This window comes from Enterobacillus tribolii (assembly GCF_003363015.1).
In the GTDB taxonomy this organism is placed as follows: domain Bacteria; phylum Pseudomonadota; class Gammaproteobacteria; order Enterobacterales; family Enterobacteriaceae; genus Enterobacillus; species Enterobacillus tribolii.
On sequence record NZ_QRAP01000007.1, the window covers coordinates 26,560 to 43,232 of the forward strand.

Here is a 16,673-nt window from a genome sequence, read left to right on the forward strand (position 1 = left end):
CAGAATTAATGGCCTGCATTGTGCATATTACAACGCCGGGGACACCCGCATAACATCCCGGTTATTGGGATAGCGCTCATTTTATCATGCGATTCATTAAACTCTGATTCAAGGAAATATCATTATGAGAGGCTACAACGCCGTCTTAGCAAGGAATACGGAAAAAGCGCCGCGTAATACAGGGATTTGCTCACAAACCGTCGCTTTTTCTCATTATAATAATTTCTCAGCACAATTACCGATTGATCCAACATCAGGCAAGTTGGTGGCAGGCGGCGTCAAAAAGCAGGCTGAACAGTGTTTTAACAATATTAACGCCATCGTGGAGAGTATCGGCCATGTGATGAGCGATGTGATTCGAATCACCGTATTTGTTAAGAACATTAAAGATGTTGATGCCGTTGATGAAGTCTATAAAACCTTTTTCCCTACCTATGTCCCGGCACGGACGACAGCCGCCGTGGCGGATTTGCCGATGGGGGCTTTGGTGCAGGTAGAGGCGTTGATTTCAAACGGAGAAGGGACGATTCCGGACGCGCCGCAGGCAGGCGATCTGATTAAGCTGATAAATAATACGATAAATGCGCCACTCAGCCCGTTGTCCGCGCAGACGGTCTCTTTCTCCCACTATAATAATATTTCAGCGCAGTTGCCGGTTGATCCCCAAACGGGCAGGGTGGTTGAAGGAGGAGTAAAAGCGCAGGCGGCGCAGTGCCTGAAAAATATTAAGGCTATCCTGGCAAGTATCGACGTTCCTCTTGATGACATTGTTAAAATTAACATTTTCCTTAAGGATCTTGCGGATATTGACGCCGTAAACCAGGTATACACCACGTTTTTCCCGGATTCCGGCGTTGCCAGAACCCTGGGGTATCTTCCCGCACGCACGGTAATTGCTGCTGCTGCGTTGCCCATGGATGCGCTGGTGCAAATTGAGGCGGTGGTTTCCCATGGCGATGGCACGCCGCCACAGTTGGTTGAAGATCGTCACGGGCTGATTATCAAACCCGCCAATACCCCGAAAGCGCCCAAATGTTCCTTATCGACGCAAACCGTCGCGTTTTCTCATTACAACCACCTTTCCGCACAGCTGCCGCTTGACCCCAAATCGGGCAAGATCGTTGCGATGGGTATTAAAGAGCAAACCGGGCAGTGCTTACAAAATATGAAGGAAATTGTGGAAAGCATCGATCACGCCATGGCCGATGTGGTCAAGGTTAATATCTTCCTGAAAAATATTGCCGATATTGCCGCCGTGGATGAGGTTTACACGACCTTCTTTCCGGGCGGCGTTCCTGCACGCCGGGTTGTCGGCGTGTCGGCGTTACCCGGCGATGCGTTAATCCAGATTGATGCTGTGGTATCCAACGCGGAAGGCACGCCGCCGGAGGCGTAATATTTAAACGTTATGAGGGTAGGTACATAACGGCGGAGGCCGATCGCGGAAAAGGAAGTTGCGTATTACTGCCAACTTCCTTTTTAAAACTTACTCAAACACTCATCCAGATCTTTATTGATACTTTTGGCGTCGCGCAAATCAAACTTAATCGTCTGTCCAGCCGGTTCAGACAGCTTCACCGTCAGCGTTTTTCCCTGCGCGGTTTTGGCGAAAAATTCTTTTTTCTCCATCGGTAAGGTTACGGCGGGTCCGTTGAAGGTAAAGGAACCGTTGATAGTTTCCGCTTTGCTCCAGCTGATTTCACCGCCGACCTCTTTCCCTTTCAACTGATCGAAGACGGAAGAGAACATCATCACCTGTAAGCCGCTGCTTTTATCTTTCACTACCATCAGAATCACGGCGGGTACGCTGGAGGGCAGCATTGCGACGCAACGGTTTTGGCTCGGCAGGGGGCGGATTTCCGGCTTGGCGGCAAGTGCCTGAGCGGAGAGGGCTAAGCCGAGTACGAGCGGCAATACATTCATAACTCGCATGAGAATATCCTTATCAACAGATCCGTTGGCAGCACTGTAATCGCTTACTCCGTCGTAAACAAGCACATAGGCCATCTCTCCGGAATCAATCCGAATTTTCCTGTCTGCTTTGCGCCATTTCTTAATTACGTCATGTATCACCGCAAAGATGAATTGTTGACTATGCTTTTAACAGCGTATTCGTTGTCAGGCTGGTGTTTTTTCACTCACTCATCGGGCAAATCGTGCTATCCGCTTTTTGCCATTGGCAAAGAATGCGTGGCGAGAGTCCTGCAAAAATATCAGATAGTTACCGGTAACAAAGTGCGCTGATTCCCCAATCCATCAGTGTTTCTGGTTAATTTAACAAGTAACTGAATGTTTCAATTCAACACATTAATCAGGGGAATAGTGTTAAATGTGTGATAATTTTTTGTGAGATGGGCAATGTTATGGCAAATCAATCTAGTGGTAATTCCCGTCGGGAATTCCTTCTGAAAACCATTACCCTGGTGCCGGCAGTGGCTATCGGCAGCACGGGAATCGGTGCGTTGACGGCGTCTTCCGGCGCCATTGCGCAATCTGACAGCAAAACCCCGCCGCAGACAGCGAAAGAATACACGCCGGCCTTTTTCACCGCGGAAGAGTTTACCTTTCTCAAAGCGGCAGTGGCCCGGTTGATCCCTAATGACGCACGCGGTCCGGGCGCGCTGGAAGCGGGCGTGCCGGAATTTATCGATCGTCAGATGAACACCCCTTATGCAACGGGCGCGCAGTGGTACATGCAGGGGCCGTTCCACCCGGAAGCGGAGCGGGAGCTGGGCTATCAGCTGCCGCTGTCGCCGCGGGAAATCTACCGCTTGGGCATTCAGGATGCCAATAAGTTCGCCAATGCACAGGAAGGAAAAGCGTTTTCTGAACTGCCGTCGGACAAGCAGGATGACCTGCTGAGCCAGATGGAGGGCGGCAAAGCGGCGTTTACGCAGGTGCCGTCGAAGGTCTTTTTCTCCTTCCTGCTGCAAAACACCCGCGAAGGCTTTTTCAGCGATCCGATTCACGGCGGCAATCAGGGGATGGTGGGCTGGAAACTGATCAACTTCCCCGGCGCACGCGCCGATTTTATGGACTGGGTAGAGCGGGGGGAACGCTATCCTTTTCCGCCGGTTTCCATTCGCGGAGAGAGGGGATAACTCATGGCGACGACAATGAAAAAAGCGGATGCCGTGATCGTCGGATTCGGCTGGGCGGGCGCCATTATGGCGAAGGAACTGACCGAGGCGGGGCTGAACGTGGTCGCGCTGGAACGCGGCCCGCTGCGTGATACTTATCCTGACGGCGCTTACCCGCAGGTGATCGACGAGCTGACCTACAACATCCGGCGCAAGCTGTTCCAGGATCTGTCCAAAAGCACGGTCACCATTCGTCACAATGTGGCGCAAACCGCCGTGCCGTACCGGCAGCTGGCGGCGTTTCTGCCCGGCACCGGCACCGGCGGCGCCGGGCTGCACTGGTCCGGCGTACACTTCCGTATCGATCCGATGGAACTGCGTATGCGCAGCCACTATGAAGAACGCTACGGCAAAAACTTTATTCCGGAAGGCATGACTATCCAGGATTTCGGCGTGACCTACGAAGAACTTGAACCCTTCTTCGACAAGGCGGAGAAAGTGTTCGGCACTTCCGGCACCGCGTGGAGCGTGAAAGGCCAGGTGGTGGGCAAAGGCAAGGGCGGCAACCCGTTCGCGCCGGATCGTTCTGACGACTTCCCGCTGCCGGCGCAAAAACGTACCTTCTCGGCCCAGCTATTCTCCAAAGCGGCGGAGTCGGTCGGCTATCATCCTTACGACCTGCCGTCGGCCAACACTTCCGGCCCATACACCAACCCGTACGGCGCACAGATGGGGCCGTGTAACTTCTGCGGCTATTGCAGCGGTTACGCCTGTTACATGTATTCCAAGGCATCGCCGAACGTGAATATCTGGCCGGCGCTGCGCCAGGAGCCGAAGTTTGAGCTGCGCGCCAATTCTCACGTGCTGCGCGTTAATCTGACGGACGACAAGAAGCGCGCGACCGGTGTTACCTACATCGATGCGCAGGGGCGGGAAGTGGAGCAGCCGGCGGATCTGGTGATTCTGGCTGCGTTCCAGTTCCATAACGTCCACCTGATGCTGCTGTCGGGCATCGGCAAGCCTTACGACCCGGTGACCAACGAAGGCGTGGTCGGGCGTAACTTCGCTTACCAGAACATTTCCACCATCAAGGCGTTCTTCAATAAAGACGTATACACCAACACCTTTATCGGCGCGGGCGGCGCGGGCGTCGGGGTTGATGATTTCAACGGCGACAACTTCGATCACGCGCGTTACGGCTTTGTCGGCGGCTCGCCATTCTGGGTCAACCAGGCGGGCACCAAGCCGATTTCCGGCCTGCCGACCCGTCCGGGCACGCCGGCCTGGGGCAGCAAATGGAAAGCAGAGGTGGCTGACGTTTACACCCACCATGTCTCCATGGACGCCCACGGCGCGCACCAGTCATACCGTGCGAACTATCTGGATCTCGACCCTAACTATAAAGACGTTTACGGTCAGCCGCTGCTGCGCATGACCTTCGACTGGCAGGACAACGACATCCGCATGTCGCAGTTTATGCACGAAAAAATGCACAAGATCGCGGAGGCGATGAATCCGGTCGCCATCAGCGGCTCGCCCAAAATGCCGGGCACGCATTTCGACACCACGGTGTATCAGACCACGCATATGAACGGCGGGGCGATCATGGGGGAAGATCCCAAAACCAGCGCAGTAAACCGTTATCTGCAAAGCTGGGACGTGCCTAACGTCTTCGTTCCCGGCGCGTCGGCGTTCCCGCAGGGGCTGGGTTATAACCCGACCGGCACGCTGGCGGCGCTGACGTACTGGTCGGCGCGCGCCATCCGTGATCAATACCTGAAAAGTCCGGGTCCGTTGGTGCAGGCATAAGGAATGACGATGATGAAATATACAATTCCCGCCCTGCTGCTGGGGGCGCTGAGCGTTAATGCGATGGCGCAGGATTCCGCCGGCGTTGATCTGATCAAGCGCGGCGAGTATCTGGCGCGCGCCGGCGACTGCGTGGCCTGCCATACCAGCAAGGGCGGCACGGCGTTTGCCGGCGGGCTGCCGATGGCGACGCCGATCGGTACGATTTATTCCACCAACATTACGCCGGACAAGAAAACCGGCATCGGCGAGTACACCTTTGAGGACTTCGACAACGCCGTGCGTCACGGTATCGCCAAAAACGGCGACACCCTGTACCCGGCCATGCCGTACCCTTCCTACTCGGTGGTGACCGAAACGGACATGCGCGCCCTGTATGCCTACTTCATGAATGGCGTGAAGCCGGTGGAGCAGGCCAACAAAGAGAGCGATATTCCGTGGCCGCTGTCTATGCGCTGGCCGCTGGCGATTTGGCGCGGGATGTTTGCGCCGGACGTGCGCGACTTCAAACCGGCGCAGGGCGAAGATGCGGTGCTGGCGCGCGGTCGCTACCTGGTTGAAGGGCTGGGGCACTGCGGCGCCTGCCATACGCCGCGCAGCATCACCATGCAGGAGAAGGCGCTGAATGACGGCGAAGGGAGTGAATACTTGTCCGGCAGCGCGCCGATAGACGGCTGGATCGCCACCAACCTGCGCGGCGACTTCCGCGATGGCCTGGGAAGCTGGAGCGAACAGGATCTGACAGAGTTTCTGCGCACCGGCCGCAACCACAAAACGGCAGTGTTTGGCGGCATGACCGACGTTGTGGAACACAGCCTGCAATACCTGACGCCGGACGACGCCGCTGCCATCGCCCGCTACCTGAAATCCCTGCCGGCGGTGGATAAAAACCAAACGCCGTTCAAGGAAGATGACAGCGTAGCCAAAGCGTTGTGGAAGGGCGACGACAGCAAACCAGGCGCGGCGCTGTACGTCGACAACTGTGCCGCCTGTCACCGCACCGACGGCAGCGGTTATGCCCGTTTCTTCCCGGAACTGCGCGGCAATCCGGTGGTGATGAGCGACGATGCTACCTCGTTGATTCACATCGTGCTGACCGGCAATACGCTGCCGGGCGTACGGGGCGCGCCGTCTTCCATTACGATGCCGCCGTTCGGCTGGCGTTTGAATGACCAGCAGGTCGCGGACGTCGTCAACTTCATCCGCTCCAGCTGGGGCAACAGCGCACCGGCCGTCACGGCAAAAGACGTGGCGGAAGTCCGTGAAGATAAGGAATTAATTCCGGACCCCAAACTGCTGGGCAGCGCGGACATCGGTAAGCTGGCGCCTTGAGAACGGACGGCCCGGCGCCGTCAGACAGCACGTACGGCGGGAAGGGATTTCCCGCCGGTGAACGATTTACTCCTGGCTTTTTTCCTGCCCGAGCCTTTTTTCCATCTCATTTAACTGCTCCGGCGTTACGGCGGGGTAACTCTGCGCGTCCGTCGCAACCTTATGCACCGGCGGAATGGGGATCATCGGCCCGAGAAAGCGCGGCTGGCGCTTCAGGATATACAGATCGGTTAATGCGCCCACGCGCGCCACGATTTCCCGCATCCTCACCATCATCATGTTCTTCGGCGAAGGCACTGCCAGGCACTGCGCCTGAATGCCCATATGCATAGCGATGAACAGCGCGCGTTCACAGTGGAAACGCTGGGTGATAATGGTGAAATCGTTGGTGTCGAACACTTTGCGGGTGCGGACGATGGAGTCAAGGGTACGGAATCCGGCGTAGTCGAGCACGATGTCGCCGTTGGGGACGCCGGCATCGATCAGGTCGCGGCGCATGGTGACAGGCTCGTTGTAACTTTGCAGCGCATTGTCGCCGCTCAGCAGCAGGTAGCTGACCTTATTGCTGTTATAGGCGTTTTGCGCGCCCTGAATGCGGTAACGGTAATACTGGTTGATCCGGCCGGCGGCGACGTATTTGGCGGTGCCGAGCACCACGCCGACCTGGCGGTGGGGCAGATCCTGAACGTCTTCGTAAATGAACGGCGCGGTTTTCCAGCTTATCCAGCGGTCCAATGCAATAGCGGCCACCGTCAGCAGGAGAGCGACGATCAATAAACCGTAAATTGCTTTTTTCCACATAAGTCGGGGTCCGCCAGATGCCAGTAAATCCATTATTATGCTGAGGCTACTTTACCCGCTCCGGTGAAGCAAGATATTGGCAGGGGGATCGGTATCTGGCTGATGAAAATTTAGGCGCCGGATAGTCCGGCGCCTTTTTTCGGCGGATCAGAAGGATGTTCGCTTGTAGACCCGGTACTGCGGCTGCCAGAAGTTATTTTCAATCGCCTGCTGCAACGCTTCATCGGAGGTCAGCACCGCCACGCCCTGCAGCTGCGCTTCTTTGGCGACCTGGAACGCAATGATGCGCGACACGCGCTGAATGTCATTAACGTCGGGCAGCAAAGCGCCCTGACCTTCCTGCGCCAGCGGGGAACATGACGCCAGCGCGCGGCTGGCCGCCATCAGCATGCCGTCGGTGACGCGTTTGGCGCCGGAGGCCAGTACGCCCAGCCCGATGCCGGGGAAGATGTAGGAGTTATTGCACTGGGCGATCGGATACTGACGGTCTTTGTAGACCACCGGTGTGAACGGGCTGCCGGTCGCGACCAGCGCCGCGCCGTCGGTCCAGGTGATAATGTCCTCCGGGCGCGCTTCCACCCGCGATGTCGGGTTGGACAGCGGCATCACGATGGGGCGCGGGCAGTGGCTGTGCATCTCGCGGATGATCTCTTCGGTGAACAGCCCCGGCTGGCCGGAAACGCCGATCAGCACCGTGGGTTTGGCGTTGTGCACCACTTCCAGCAGCGAAATGGCGTCGCTGGCTACCTGCCAGTGGCTGAGCGCCTCGCTCTTTTGCACCAGCTTGCTCTGGAAGTCGAGCAGGTTGGGCAGCTTGTCGGTCAACAGGCCGAAGCGGTCAACCATAAAGATGCGCGCGCGGGCTTCTTCATCGCTCAGCCCCTCGGCCTTCATCTGGGCGATGATCTGCTCGGCGATGCCGCAACCGGCGGACCCGGCGCCCAGGAAGGTGATGGTTTGCTCGCTCAGCTTGCTGCCGGCGGCGTGGCTGGCGGCAATCAGGCTGCCCAGCGTGACGGCGGCGGTGCCCTGAATGTCGTCATTGAAGCAGCACAGTTCGTCGCGGTAGCGGGTGAGCAACGGCATGGCGTTTTTCTGCGCGAAATCTTCGAACTGCAACAGGACGTTAGGCCAGCGGCGCTTCACCGCCTGAATGAATTCGTCAACGAAGGCATAGTATTCGTCGCCGGAAATGCGCGGGTGACGCCAGCCCATATACAGCGGATCGTTCAGGCGCTGCGGGTTGTTGGTGCCGACATCCAGCACCACCGGCAGGGTATAGGCCGGGCTGATGCCGCCGCAGGAGGTATACAGGGAAAGCTTGCCGATAGGAATGCCCATTCCGCCGATGCCCTGATCGCCCAGTCCGAGAATGCGCTCGCCGTCGGTCACCACAATTACCTTCACGTTCTGCTTGGTGGCGTTTTGCAGCATGTCGTCGATGCGGTCGCGGTTGGGGTAGGAGATGAACAGACCGCGCGCACGGCGGTAAATGTCAGAGAAATGCTCGCAGGCTTCGCCCACCGTCGGGGTATAGATGATGGGCATCATTTCGCTCAGGTGAGCGTCCAGCAGGCGGTAGAACAGGGTTTCGTTGGTGTCCTGAATGTTGCGCAGGTAAATGTGCTTGTCGCTGTCGCTTTTGAAGTCGAGATACTGACGATAAGCGCGTTCGGTCTGTTCCTCGATGGTTTCCACCGCTTCAGGCAGCAACCCGTGCAGGTTAAAGTTGCTGCGCTCCTCTTCGGTGAAGGCGCTTCCCTTGTTCAGCAGGGGAAACTCAAGCAGGATCGGGCCGGCGTAGGGGATGTACAAAGGGCGTTTACTTTCGTATTCCAGTTCCATGAACGACACTCTTTTTATTTTATCGGTTTATGGTCTGCCATGCAGGTATGGCGGGGGGATCGTAAGAGATACTACGAGGTTGTTCAACGCTTATTCACGAATATCACTTTATCTTTCAGAAGATGCCGGTGATTTTGCCGGGGAAGATCCCGCTTTCCCGATATCTTTTCTTTGTTTGGAAAATCCACATTTCATCCTGATTTTTCTCTTTGTTTTTAAATTGTTGATATTCATTGATTTAATTATTATTCAATTTACCTTCATCATGAATTTTTGTGATCTGGTTAGCCTATCTTACACTTAAATCTGTGTTTCACAGATTTATCGTTGACTTCAAAATGCGTGTGTAGAATTATTGTGCTCAGTGAATCAAAAATAACCACCAGGAGAAATTCTATGAAAGCGTTGGCGCGGTTCGGAAAGCCATTCGGCGGTTACAAGATGATTGATATCCCTGAGCCGGTATGCGGGCCTGATGACGTGGTCGTCGAGATTAAGGCAGCGGCAATCTGCGGGGCTGATATGAAGCACTACAAGGTCGAGAACGGATCTGATGAGCTGAACTCCGTGCGCGGGCATGAATTCGCCGGCGAGATCGTCAGCGTCGGGCAGAACGTAAAAGACTGGAAGGTCGGGCAGCGCGTGGTTTCCGACAACAGCGGTCATGTGTGCGGCGTATGTCCGGCCTGCGAACAGGGTGATTTTCTGTGTTGTGCAGAAAAAGTGAATCTCGGGCTGGATAACAACACCTGGGGCGGCGGTTTTTCCAAATACTGCCTGATCCCCGGTGAAATCCTCAAAATTCACCGCCACGCCCTGTGGGAAATTCCCGCCAACGTGAAGTATGAAGAGGCTGCGGTGCTGGACCCCATCTGTAATGCCTACAAGTCGATAGCCCAGCAGTCGAAGTTTTTGCCGGGACAGGACGTGGTCGTGATCGGCACCGGGCCGCTGGGGCTGTTTTCCGTACAGATGGCCCGCATCATGGGCGCGGTCAATATCGTGGTCGTCGGCCTGGATGATGACGTCCGGGTGCGCTTCGGCGTGGCGAAAGCACTGGGAGCAACGGCAACGGTCAATGCGTCGAAGGAAGACGTGGTCGCCACCTGCCGGCAAATATGCGGCAAGGACAACCTGGGGCTGGTTATCGAATGCTCCGGCGCCAACATCGCGCTCAAGCAGGCGATCGAAATGCTGCGCCCCAACGGCGAGGTCGTGCGCGTCGGCATGGGGTTCAGCCCGCTGGACTTCTCCATCAATGACATTACCGCCTGGAACAAAAGCATCATCGGCCATATGGCCTATGACTCCACCTCCTGGCGTCACGCCATCAGGCTGCTCGCCTCAGGTGCGATTCAGGTGCAGCCGATGATCACGCACCGCATCGGCCTTTCTCAGTGGGAAAAAGGGTTTGATGCCATGGCGGATAAAAGCGCCATCAAAGTCATCATGACTTACGACTTCGACGAATAAAAACGCCGGAAAGACTTCTGCAAAGAAGGAAGCACACCGTAAAGAAGGAAGCAAATGTCATGGAACAAACACAAAAGCCCAACTGCGGCGCCAGGCTCGACCGCCTGCCGGACAGCAGCTGGCATTACAGTATGTTCGGTATGGTGGCGTTCGGGTTGCTGGTCTGCTGGAGCAACGCGGTCGGGGGGCTGATCCTCGCGCAACTGAAAGAACTGGGATGGACCGATAACAGTACCAGTGCGGCGTTTTCCGCCATCACGACGGCGGGCATGTTCGCCGGTGCGCTGATCGGCGGCATCATCGGCGATAAAATCGGCAGGCGCAACGGGTTCATTCTGTATGAACTGATTCATATTGCCGCGATGGTCGCGGGGGCGTTTTCGCCCAATATGGATTTCCTGATCGGCGCCCGTTTCGTGATGGGCTTCGGGCTGGGCGCATTATTAGTGACGTTGTTCGCCGGCTTTACGGAATATATGCCGGGGCGCAACCGGGGAACCTGGTCGAGCCGGGTTTCATTTATCGGTAACTGGTCTTATCCCGTCTGTTCGTTAATTGCGATGATGCTGACGATGTGGATTTCCGCCGAATGGAACTGGCGCGTGCAGTTATTAATTCCCGCCGTGCTGTCCGTGATCGCCACTTATATCGCGTATAAAAAGTTTCCGGAATCTCCCCGCTGGCTTGAAACGCAGGGGCGTTATGCAGAAGCGGAAGCGGTGATGGCGGAGATTGAAAAGAAGGTTGCCGAAAGCACGGGGAAAGCATTATCGCCGGTGATGAACGTCACACAGACGCCGCCGCGCAGCGTGCCTTATTCCGCCCTGCTCAAAGGCGCGCTGCTGAAAAGGGTTATCCTGGGCTCGTTCGTTCTGATTGCCATGAACGTGGTGCAATACACGCTGATTAACTGGCTGCCGACCATTTTCATGACACAGGGAATTAATTTAAAAGATTCCATTGTGCTGAATACGATGAGCATGTTTGGCGCACCGTTCGGCATTTTTATCGCCATGCTGATCATGGACAAAATTTCCCGTAAAGCGATGGGAATCGGACTGCTGCTGCTTATTGCCGCCCTGGGCTATGTTTATTCCCTGCAAAGCAGCATGTTTATGATTTCGTTAATCGGGTTCTTTCTGATTACCTTCGTTTATATGTATGTCTGCTATGCCTCGGCGGTGTATGTTCCCGAAATCTGGCCGACCGAAGCCAAGCTGAGAGGCGCGGGGCTGGCGAACGCCGTCGGGCGCATCAGCGGTATCGCCGCGCCATATGCCGTCGCCGTGCTGCTGGACGGTTACGGCGCACCGGGGGTGTTCGCGCTGCTTGGCACCGTCTCCGTCATCGTCGCCGCTGCCATATTCTTTATCGGTATTGAAACCAAAGGGGCCTCCGTAGAGAGCATCGCCCAGGGTGTCGTTGCCGGGAAATAACGGATAACTGTTCTGGAGAAATAGAATGAATAATTCCAAAGCTATATTGAAAACGCCGGGAACCATGAAAATTATTCCGGCTGATATTCCCGTGCCGAAAGATGATGAAGTCCTGATTAATATTGAATACGTGGGTATTTGCGGCTCTGACGTTCATGGCTTCGAGTCCGGCCCTTTTATTCCGCCGAAAGATCCCAATCAGGAAATTGGCCTGGGGCATGAATGTGCGGGAACCGTCGTTGCCGTCGGGCGCGGCGTTAAGAAATTTAAAATCGGGGATAAGGTCAATATTGAACCGGGCGTTCCCTGCGGTAAATGCCGTTATTGCCTGGAAGGCAAATACAATATTTGCCCCGACGTTGATTTTATGGCGACCCAGCCGAATTACCGCGGCGCGTTAACCCATTATTTATGTCATCCGGAAAGCTTCACTTACAAACTGCCGGAAAATATGGACACGATGGAAGGGGCGCTGGTGGAGCCTGCGGCGGTGGGCATTCATGCGGCGATGCTGGCAGATGTGAAACCGGGGAAAAAGATCGTGATCCTGGGCGCGGGCTGTATCGGCCTCATGACGCTACAGGCCTGCCGCTGCATGGGCGCGACTGACATTGTCGTTGTCGATGTGCTGGCAAAACGGCTGGAGATGGCGCTTAAGCTCGGCGCACGTCACGTTATCGACGGCGCTGCGGCGGATGTGGCGAGCCGGTGCCAGGAGCTGCTGGGCGACGCCGGCGCGGACATCGTGTTTGAAAGCGCGGGCGCGCAGGCGACGGTCAAACTGGCGCCTTATCTGGTAATGCGCGGCGGGAAAATTATGATTGTCGGGACGGTGCCGGGCGACACGCCGATCAATTTCCTGAAAATAAACCGGGAAGTTTCCATTCAGACCGTATTCCGCTACGCCAACCGCTTTCCCGTTACCATTGAGGCGATTTCCTCAGGCCGGTTCGACGTGAAATCCATGGTGACCAATATCTATGACTATGAAGACGTACAGCGTGCGTTTGAAGAGTCTGTGAATAACAAGAAAGACATTATCAAGGGCGTCATTAAAGTCGCCGGTTAATTTAAATTGAGGAGCTGTACTATGTTGGCGAGTATTCAATATTGGGAAACACAGGCACAGGAAAAGTATTACGCGATCCCTCATTTTAATGTCTGGAATGCGGAAATGCTGATGGGGACGATTGACGCGGCCGAAGAAGCGCGTTCACCGGTAATTATTTCTTTCGGCACCGGGTTCGTCGGTAATACCTCATTTGAAGATTTCTCTCACATGATGGTTTCTATGGCCGAAAAAGCGAGCGTGCCGGTGATTACGCATTGGGATCACGGCCGTAACCTGGAGATTATTCAAAATGCGTGGCGGCACGGCATGAATTCTCTGATGCGCGACGCCTCGGCATTTGATTTTGAAGAGAACATCCGCCTGACCAAAGAAGCCGTGGATTATTTCCACCCGCTCGGCATTCCCATTGAGGCGGAGCTGGGCCACGTCGGCAATGAAACCGTCTATGAAGAAGCGCTGGCCTCGTACCATTATACCGATCCGGCGCAGGCGGCGGAGTTTGTTGAAAGAACCCGCTGTGATTCGCTGGCGGTGGCAATTGGCAATCAGCACGGCGTTTATACCTCGGAACCGAAGCTGAATTTCGACGTGATTGAAAAAGTGCGCGCCGCCGTCTCCGTTCCGCTGGTGCTGCATGGCGCATCGGGGATCAGCGATGAGGATATCCGGGTCGCGATTTCCCTTGGAATAACCAAGATTAATATTCACACGGAGCTTTGTCAGGCCGCGATGGCTGCCGTTAATGAAAACTGCGGGCAGCCCTTCCTGCACCTGGAGCGGGAAGTCAGAAAAGCGGTGAAAGAGCGGGCGTTGGAAAAAATCCGTCTGTTTGGCTCCGACGGAAGGGCGGAATAGCGGCCATGAAAACGATAGACGTAATCTGCATTGGCGCCGCCATTGTCGATATTCCGTTACAGCCGGTGAGTAAGAACATTTTCGACATTGACTCTTACCCGCTGGAGCGGATTGCCATGACTATCGGCGGCGATGCGATCAATGAAGCGACGATTATTTCCCGGCTGGGCCATAAGGTTGCGTTGATGAGCCGGATTGGCCGGGATGCGCCGGGGCATTTTATTCTGGAGGCCTGCCGGCGCGAGGGGATCGATATTCAGAACCTGATCTGCGATGAGCATATCGATACCTCAATCAACGTCGGCCTGGTCACTGAAGACGGGGAACGCACGTTCGTTACCAACCGCAACGGCAGCCTGTGGAAACTCAATATTAACGATATCGACTTTTCCCGTTTCGGTGAGGCGCGGCTGCTATCGCTGGCCAGTATTTTTAACAGCCCGCTGCTGGATGGCCCGGCGCTGGTGCAGATTTTTACCCGCGCAAAGGCCGGGGGGCTGATTATCTGTGCCGACATGATTAAACCCCGGCTGAATGAAACTCTGGAAGATATTCGCGAAGCGCTGAGCTATGTCGATTACCTGTTTCCCAACTTCGATGAAGCCCGCACGTTAACCGGTGAAACGGAGCCGGAGGCCATCGTCGATGCGTTTTTACGCTGCGGGGTAAAAACGGTGGTAATGAAAACGGGCAAAAACGGGTGTTACATCAAAAATGCCCGCGAGACGTTGGCCGTTCCGGCGGTGCCGGGTATCCGGCCCGTGGACACGATTGGCGCCGGCGATAACTTCGCCTCCGGTTTTATTACCGGACTGCTGGAGGGCAAAACGCTGGATGAATGCGCCCGCTTTGCCAACGCCACCGCGGCGATTTCCGTGCAAAGCCTTGGCGCCACGACCGGGGTGCAGAACCGGTTGCAGGTTGAAACACTGTTGAAAAATAACGGGGAAGGGAAAGCAAAATGAAAATGATACCGCTGGGTAAAACGGGCCTGCAGGTATCCCAAATGGGATTGGGCACCTGGGCGATTGGCGGCGGTCCGGCGTGGAACGGCGATTTGGATACGCAGGTTTGTATCGACACCATCCGCGAGGCTTGCCGGTGCGGTATTAACCTGATTGATACCGCGCCCGGCTATAACTTCGGCAACAGCGAGGTGATCGTCGGCAAAGCGCTGAAAACGCTGCCGCGCGAAAAGATCGTGGTTGAAACCAAGTGCGGCATCGTTTGGGAACGTGAAGGCAGCCTGTTTAATAAGGTCGGCGATCGCCAGTTGTATAAAAATCTTTCTCCTGAATCGATCAGGGAAGAAATCGAGGCCAGCCTGGCGCGCCTTAACATCAGCCACATCGATATTTACATGACGCACTGGCAGTCCGTTCCACCTTTTTTCACACCGGTGGCGGAAACGATGGCAGTGCTGAACGAACTGAAGAAAAAGGGCAAGATTAAGGCGATCGGCGCGGCCAACGTCGATATTCATCATGTTGAAAGCTACCTGCAATACGGCGATCTGGATATCGTGCAGGCCAAATACAGCCTGCTGGATCGGGGTGTGGAACACGACTTGCTGCCGCTCTGCGCCAGGCATGGCATCGTTTTGCAGGTTTATTCGCCGCTGGAGCAGGGGCTGCTGACGGGAACCATCACCCCGGACTATGTCCCCGTTGGCGCGCAGGCGAACAAGGTTTGGTTCCAAAAGGAAAATATGCCCCGGGTGATTGATATGCTGGCGCGCTGGAAGCCCCTGTGCGACAAATATCAATGCTCCGTTCCGGCCCTGGCGCTGGCGTGGATCCTGGCGCAGGGGGAGAATATCTCCATTCTCAGCGGCGCAACGTCACCGCAGCAGGTGCGGGAAAACGTTGCTGCGGCGGCGCTGCGCATCAGCGATGCTGACTTGCGGTTAATGCGGGAAATGGCGCAGGCGCTGGATCGTTAAAGCTGCGGTGAAGAATACATCCGTTTGCCTAAAACACAGGTCAAATAATCTGTTTCGGATAGGATTTTTTGAAAACAAAGATGGCGTATGACATACTCGTTATCTGTTATCTAACGGACGTAAACAGGGGATAAGCACGTGTCAGCCAGAGATCGTCTTCAGGCCATCAAGCAGATGGTAACCAATGACAAAAAAGTTACCGTCGCGAATTTGAGTCAGATTTTCCAGGTCACTGAGGAGACCATTCGGCGCGATCTGGAAAAGCTCGAAGGAGAAGGCTTCGTGACCAGGACCTATGGCGGCGCGGTGCTTAATTCCGACACGCTTTCTGAGAACCTGCACTTTTATAAAAGAGCGAAGTCTTTTCTGGAAGAGAAAAAGGCCATCGCGTTAAAGGCATTGCCGTTCCTTAAAAATAAAACGACCATGTCCGCCGATTCCAGTACGACGGTTATGGCGTTGTTAAGGATGCTCAAAGATCGCGGCGAACTGACGGTGTTAACGAACTCGGCGGAGGCTTTTCACGAACTGGCGCATTCCGACGTGAACGTTGTTTCCACCGGCGGTGAATTTAATAAGAACACCCTTTCTTTGCAGGGAATACTGACGAAAGAGGTGATCGGTAAATATCACGTCGACATTATGGTGATGAGCTGTAAAGGGCTGGATATTGAAAGCGGCGCACTGGACTCCAACGAAGCCGAAGCGGAAATTAAGAAGGCGATGATCGGCCAGGCGACGGAGGTTGCTTTGCTTGTCGATCATTCCAAGTTTAATCGTAAGGCCTTCGTGCGTCTGGTCGAGCTGGATCACATTAATTATATCATTACCGATAAAAAACCGGAGGCGAAATGGATTTCATTATGCGAGCAAAAAGGGATTCAGTTAATATTTTAACGGATATTATCCGGCGCAGGTAAAGAAAGTATTTTCAGGAATCTTTTTATGATCCGGACGGCAGCATATTTATACTGCCGTTTATGACGTTTACCCTGATTCTGTCCTGAATAATTATAAATATATTACGT

Annotated in this window: 14 protein-coding genes; 11 read left to right on the forward strand and 3 right to left on the reverse strand. The window is 55.1% G+C overall.

Annotation, left to right across the window (positions count from 1 at the left end; genetic code table 11):
- Nucleotides 1-124 precede the first annotated feature (124 nt).
- Entirely contained in the window at nucleotides 125-1,396 is a 1,272-nt protein-coding gene (locus C8D90_RS14875; RefSeq protein ID WP_115459257.1) for a RidA family protein, read from the forward strand.
- A gap of 83 nt (nucleotides 1,397-1,479) precedes the next feature.
- On the opposite strand, the gene C8D90_RS14880 is transcribed toward C8D90_RS14875, so the two are convergent.
- Nucleotides 1,480-1,932 (reverse strand): hypothetical protein, encoded by a 453-nt coding sequence (locus tag C8D90_RS14880; protein ID WP_147291371.1) that lies wholly within the window; start codon nucleotides 1,930-1,932, stop codon nucleotides 1,480-1,482.
- 431 nt (nucleotides 1,933-2,363) lie between these two features.
- Between C8D90_RS14880 and C8D90_RS14885 the strand changes: the two genes are divergently transcribed.
- The 3 genes from C8D90_RS14885 to C8D90_RS14895 are packed head-to-tail and all read left to right on the forward strand — an operon-like array spanning nucleotide 2,364 to nucleotide 6,221.
- A complete protein-coding gene (locus C8D90_RS14885; protein ID WP_115459487.1) occupies nucleotides 2,364-3,101 on the forward strand; it encodes a gluconate 2-dehydrogenase subunit 3 family protein in 738 nt (245 codons plus the stop codon).
- A 3-nt stretch (nucleotides 3,102-3,104) separates the two neighbouring features.
- Nucleotides 3,105-4,889, forward strand: a complete 1,785-nt coding sequence (locus C8D90_RS14890) for a GMC family oxidoreductase (RefSeq protein ID WP_115459259.1) — start codon at nucleotides 3,105-3,107, stop codon at nucleotides 4,887-4,889.
- Between the two features lie 9 nt (nucleotides 4,890-4,898).
- Entirely contained in the window at nucleotides 4,899-6,221 is a 1,323-nt protein-coding gene (locus C8D90_RS14895; protein ID WP_196238517.1) for a c-type cytochrome, read from the forward strand.
- A gap of 66 nt (nucleotides 6,222-6,287) precedes the next feature.
- Here C8D90_RS14895 and sanA read toward each other — a convergent pair whose 3' ends face one another.
- Complete coding sequence (gene sanA / locus C8D90_RS14900) at nucleotides 6,288-7,022, reverse strand: outer membrane permeability protein SanA (RefSeq protein ID WP_115459260.1); 735 nt, start codon at nucleotides 7,020-7,022, stop codon at nucleotides 6,288-6,290.
- 147 nt (nucleotides 7,023-7,169) lie between these two features.
- The gene (locus tag C8D90_RS14905; RefSeq protein WP_115459261.1) at nucleotides 7,170-8,867 is read right to left on the reverse strand and encodes an NAD-dependent malic enzyme; all 1,698 of its coding nucleotides are present in this window, start codon (nucleotides 8,865-8,867) and stop codon (nucleotides 7,170-7,172) included.
- A 396-nt stretch (nucleotides 8,868-9,263) separates the two neighbouring features.
- Here C8D90_RS14905 and C8D90_RS14915 point away from each other — a divergent pair, with 396 nt between their 5' ends.
- The 7 genes from C8D90_RS14915 to C8D90_RS14945 all read left to right on the forward strand — a co-directional run bounded on the left by C8D90_RS14915 (nucleotide 9,264) and on the right by C8D90_RS14945 (nucleotide 16,542).
- Nucleotides 9,264-10,340: a zinc-binding dehydrogenase gene (locus tag C8D90_RS14915; protein ID WP_115459263.1), complete on the forward strand. Its 1,077-nt coding sequence runs from the start codon at nucleotides 9,264-9,266 to the stop codon at nucleotides 10,338-10,340.
- A 59-nt stretch (nucleotides 10,341-10,399) separates the two neighbouring features.
- Entirely contained in the window at nucleotides 10,400-11,776 is a 1,377-nt protein-coding gene (locus C8D90_RS14920; protein WP_115459264.1) for an MFS transporter, read from the forward strand.
- A 25-nt stretch (nucleotides 11,777-11,801) separates the two neighbouring features.
- Nucleotides 11,802-12,845 carry an NAD(P)-dependent alcohol dehydrogenase gene (locus C8D90_RS14925; RefSeq protein ID WP_115459265.1) on the forward strand — a complete coding sequence of 348 codons (1,044 nt, stop codon included), beginning with the start codon at nucleotides 11,802-11,804 and terminating at the stop codon, nucleotides 12,843-12,845.
- Between the two features lie 21 nt (nucleotides 12,846-12,866).
- Complete coding sequence (locus C8D90_RS14930) at nucleotides 12,867-13,703, forward strand: ketose-bisphosphate aldolase (RefSeq protein WP_115459266.1); 837 nt, start codon at nucleotides 12,867-12,869, stop codon at nucleotides 13,701-13,703.
- A gap of 5 nt (nucleotides 13,704-13,708) precedes the next feature.
- A complete protein-coding gene (locus C8D90_RS14935) occupies nucleotides 13,709-14,668 on the forward strand; it encodes a carbohydrate kinase family protein (RefSeq protein WP_115459267.1) in 960 nt (319 codons plus the stop codon).
- Entirely contained in the window at nucleotides 14,665-15,645 is a 981-nt protein-coding gene (gene ydjG, locus C8D90_RS14940) for an NADH-dependent methylglyoxal reductase (RefSeq protein WP_115459268.1), read from the forward strand. The genes C8D90_RS14935 and ydjG overlap by 4 nt, the downstream gene beginning before the upstream one ends.
- A 138-nt stretch (nucleotides 15,646-15,783) precedes the next feature.
- Nucleotides 15,784-16,542, forward strand: coding sequence for a DeoR/GlpR family DNA-binding transcription regulator (locus tag C8D90_RS14945; RefSeq protein WP_115459269.1), 759 nt, complete (start codon nucleotides 15,784-15,786; stop codon nucleotides 16,540-16,542).
- Nucleotides 16,543-16,673 lie beyond the last annotated feature (131 nt).